This is a genomic window from Streptomyces hainanensis, assembly GCF_004348415.1.
GTDB classification, from domain to species: Bacteria; Actinomycetota; Actinomycetes; order Streptomycetales; family Streptomycetaceae; genus Streptomyces; species Streptomyces hainanensis.
In genome coordinates this window covers 1-4,669 of sequence record NZ_SMKI01000548.1, presented here as the reverse complement: position 1 = coordinate 4,669, position 4,669 = coordinate 1, and the positions used below count along the sequence as shown (strand labels likewise).

Annotated in this window: 1 protein-coding gene; it reads left to right on the top strand. The window is 73.7% G+C overall.

Annotation, left to right across the window (positions count from 1 at the left end; all coding sequences use genetic code 11):
* Window positions 1-4,669 (top strand): type I polyketide synthase (locus E1283_RS32200; RefSeq protein ID WP_132821703.1); only part of this gene is annotated, 4,669 nt, incomplete at both ends.

The window sequence follows — 4,669 nt, the reverse complement described above, 5'->3', positions numbered from 1 at the left end:
GCCCTGGCCCGCCCACCGGTCAGCCTGCCCGCCTACCCCTGGGAGCACCGCCGCCACTGGTTCCACGACGCCCGATCCGAGACCGGGGGGCGGCTGGTTCCCTGGCCGCTGTCCGCACCCGATGCGACGTCGCTGCGCGGCCAGGCGGATCAACTCCGCGAGTTCGTGACCACCACCCCGGAGACGGCGCTGCCCGACGTCGCGTGGTCCCTGGCCACCGCGGCCCTCGGCGGGTGGCACCGGGGAGTCGTGCTCGCCCGCGACCGGGACGCCTTCCTCGACGGCCTGCGCGCCGTGTCCCGCGGCACCCCGACCGCCCTCGCCCTCACCGGCCGCGCGCCTGGTGGCCAGCGCCCGGTCCTGCTGTTCCCCGGCCAGGGCTCGCAGTGGCTCGGGATGGGCGCCGACCTGCTCGACTCCTCGGCCACCTTCGCCGAGCGGTTGCGGGCCTGCGAGGAGGCGCTGGCTCCGCACGTGGACTGGTCGCTCCAGGACGTGCTGCGCGGCGTCCCCGGGGCGCCACCGTGGGAACGGGTGGACGTCGTCCAGCCCGCGCTCTTCGCCATCATGGTGTCCCTGAGCGCCCTGTGGCGAGCGCACGGCGTCATGCCCGCCGCGGTCGTCGGCCATTCGCAGGGCGAGATCGCCGCGGCACACGTCGCCGGCGCGCTGTCCCTCGACGACGCGGCCAGGATCGTCGCACTGCGCGGTCAGGCACTGCGGTCGGTGTCCGGCCTCGGCGGAATGCTCACCGTGGGCCTGGACCACGCCGAGACGGAACGCCGGCTGGTCCGCTGGGCCGACCGCCTTGCGATCGGCGCCGTCAACGGGCCCCGCTCGACCGTGGTGTCCGGCGAACTGACGGCACTGGAGGAGTTCGCCACCGCCTGCGCCGAGGACGGGGTCCGGGCCCGCCGGGTCGGGATCGACTACGCCTCGCACAGCGCCCAGGTCGAGACGGTCCGCGACCAGCTCCTCGCCGACCTGTCCGACATCACCCCCCGCTCGTGCGGCGTGCCCTTCTACTCGACCGTCACCGGCGACCGGGTGGACGACACCGCGGCACTGGACGCGCGGTACTGGTACGAGAACCTGCGCCGCACCGTCCGGTTCGAACCGGCCACCCGCACCCTGCTGGACCACGGCCATCACGTGTTCATCGAGGTCAGCCCGCACCCCGTGCTGAACGTCGGCGTCGAGCAGACCATCGAGGCCGCCGGTGGCCAGGCCACGGCGATCGGTACCCTGCGCCGTGACGACGGCGGCCTCGACCGGTTCACGACATCCCTGGCCGAGGCGTTCGTGGCGGGCGTCGACGTCGACTGGTCCCCCGCCTTCGCCGGCACCACGCCCCGGGGGATCGACCTGCCCCGTCGGCAACCCGTCGAGCGGGGCTCCGCCGCGACCTCACCCGCGGAAGCCACCTTCTGGGAGGCCGTCGAGCAGCAGGACACCGCCGCGCTGGCCGACGCCCTCGGTCTGTCCACGGACGACACGGGCTCGTCCCTGGACGCGGTCCTGCCGGCACTGTCGTCGTGGCGGCGCCGGCACCAGGCCCACTCGACCGTGGACGCCTGGCGCTACCGGGTGTCCTGGAAGCCCGTTCCCACACCTTCGGCCGGAACACCGGCACGGACCTGGCTGGTGCCGGTGCCCGCCGACCACGAAGGACAGGAGCCGATCGGCGCACTCCTGCGCGCCCTGTCCGCACACGGACTGGACATCCGGCCCGTCGCCGTGGACCTGACCGGAACGGACCGCGCACAGCTCGCCGGGTGTCTGAGCGACGAGGCGGCCGGGTGCCAGGACCTGGCGGGGGTGTTCTCCCTGCTGGCCCTCGACGAGGCCCCGCATCCGCGTCACGCCGCCGTCAGCCGGGGACTGGCCGGCACGGTCCTGCTGCTCCAGGCCCTCGGCGACGCCCGGATCGACGCACCACTGTGGTGCGCCACCCAGGGCGCGGTGTCCGTGAGCGCGGCCGACCCGATCCGCAACCCGGGACAGGCGCAGACGTGGGGCCTCGGCCGGGTCGCCGGCCTGGAACACCCGCACCGCTGGGGCGGGTTGATCGACCTCCCCGAGGAACCCGACGACGGCGCCCTCAGGGCGGTCCAGGCCGTCCTCTCCGGCAACGGCGCCGAAGACCAGGTCGCGGTCCGCCCGACCGGTGTCCTCGCTCGACGACTGGTCCGAGCCACCCTGGGCGACGCCACACCCTCCCGCCGCTGGACGCCGCGTGGCACCACGCTGATCACCGGCGGCACCGGCGGCGTCGGCGCCCACCTCGCCCGGTGGCTGGCCGCCGACGGGGCCGAACACCTGGTGCTGACCAGCAGGCGCGGTCCCGAGGCCGAAGGCGCCGCGGAACTGCGCGAGGAGCTGGCCCGGTTGGGCAGCCGGGTCACCATCGCCGCCTGCGATGTCGCCGACCGCGACGCGCTCCGGAAGCTGATCGCCGACGTACACGCCGACGGGTCCCCCGTCCGCGCCGTGGTGCACGCCGCCGGCGTGGGGGCCTTCGGCGCCCTCGACGACGTCACCGTGGCCGACCTGAACGCCAACCTCGAAGCGAAGGTCGTCGGCGCGACCCACCTGGACGAGCTGCTGGGCGGTTCCGTGGACGCCTTCGTGCTCGTCTCCTCCATCGCCGGCGTCTGGGGAAGCGCCGAACACGGCGGCTACGCGGCCGGCAACGCCTTCCTCGACGCGCTGGCGGAACACCGCCGGGCGCGGAACCTGCCGGCCACGTCCGTCGCCTGGGGTGTCTGGGCCGGCGGCGGCATGAGCAGGGCGGAGGGCGTCGAGCAACTGCGGCGGCTCGGCGTGTTCGAGATGCCTCCCGAGCTCACCACCTCGGCACTCGCCGGCGCGCTCGACCGGAACGAGACCACGCTGACCGTGGCCGACATCGACTGGGAGCGGTTCGCGCCCGCCTTCACCATGTCCCGCCCGCAGCCGACACTGAACGAACTGGCGGAGGTGCGCCGCGCCCTCGGCCTGGACGGCGACCGGACCGGCGAACCCGATGCCGGCTCCGATCTGGCCCGGCAGCTGGCCGACCTCCCGGTCGCGGAACAGGCCAGAAGAGTGCTCGACCTGGTCCGCGGCCACGCCGCCGAAGTCCTCGGCTACGAGACGCCCGACGCGGTTCACCCCGAGCGCTCGTTCCAGGACCAGGGCTCCGACTCCGTCACCGGGGTGGAACTGCGCAACCGGCTCCAGGCGGCCGCGGGTCTGCGGCTGCCGGCCACCCTGGTCTTCGACCACCCCACCCCGACCGCCGTGGCCGACTTCCTGCTGACCCGGCTCGTCGGCGATCGTGCGGTGCGGCCGGTGCCTGTCGTGGCTCCGGCGTCCGTGGTGGCGGGCGAGGATCCGGTCGCGATCGTGGGGGTGGCGTGTCGGTACCCGGGTGGGGTCGCTTCGCCTGAGGACCTGTGGGAGTTGGTCGTCGAGGGCCGGGACGCGGTCTCCGAGTTTCCGACCGATCGCGGCTGGGACGTGGAGGGGCTGTACGACCCGGATCCGGACAGCCTGGGCAAGTCCTACACCCGGCACGGCGGATTCCTCGCCGACGCCCCCGACTTCGACGCCGAGCTCTTCGGGATCTCCCCACGCGAGGCACTCGCCATGGACCCCCAACAGCGCCTCCTCCTCGAAACCTCCTGGGAGCTGTTCGAACGCACCGGCATCGACCCACTGTCCCTGCGCGGTGCCCCCACCGGCGTCTATGTCGGGGCCGTGGCCCCCGACTACGTCACCGGCATGCCCGAGGTCCCCCATGTGCTGGAGGGCTACGCGGTGACCGGCAGCGCCGTCAGCGTGATCTCCGGTCGGTTGGCTTACACGTTCGGTCTTGAGGGGCCGGCGGTGACGGTGGACACGGCGTGCTCCTCGTCCCTCGTGGCCCTCCACCTGGCGGCGCAGGCACTCCGGCAGGGCGAGTGCACCCTCGCGGTCGCGGGTGGGGTGTCGGTCCTGTCGAGTCCCAAGGCGTTCGTGGAGTTCAGCCGGCAGCGCGGGCTCGCCGCCGACGGCAGGTGCAAGCCGTTCGCGGCCGCCGCCAACGGCTTCGGTCCCGCCGAGGGGGTGGGTCTGCTGTTGTTGGAGCGGTTGTCGGACGCCCGCCGCAACGGCCACCCGGTCCTGGCGGTGATGCGTGGCTCGGCCGTCAACCAGGACGGGGCCAGCAACGGACTGACCGCGCCGAACGGACCCTCGCAGCAGCGGGTGATCCGCCAGGCCCTGGCCAACGCCGGCCTGTCCTCCTCCGATGTCGACGTCGTGGAGGCGCACGGAACCGGCACCACCCTCGGCGACCCCATCGAAGCCCAGGCGCTGCTGGCGACCTACGGACAGGACAGGCCCGAGGACCAACCGTTGTGGCTGGGCTCGGTCAAGTCCAACATCGCCCACACCCAAGCCGCCGCCGGAGCGGCCGGCGTCATCAAGATGGTCATGGCCATGCGACACGGGCAGCTGCCCAAGACGCTGCACGTCGACGAACCCTCCCCCCACGTCGACTGGTCCGTGGGAGCCGTCCAACTCCTCACCGAGGCCCAGGAATGGCCCGAGGGCGACCGGCCACGCCGGGCGGCCGTCTCCTCCTTCGGCATCAGCGGCACCAACGCCCACGTCATCCTCGAACAAGCCCCACCCACGGACACCC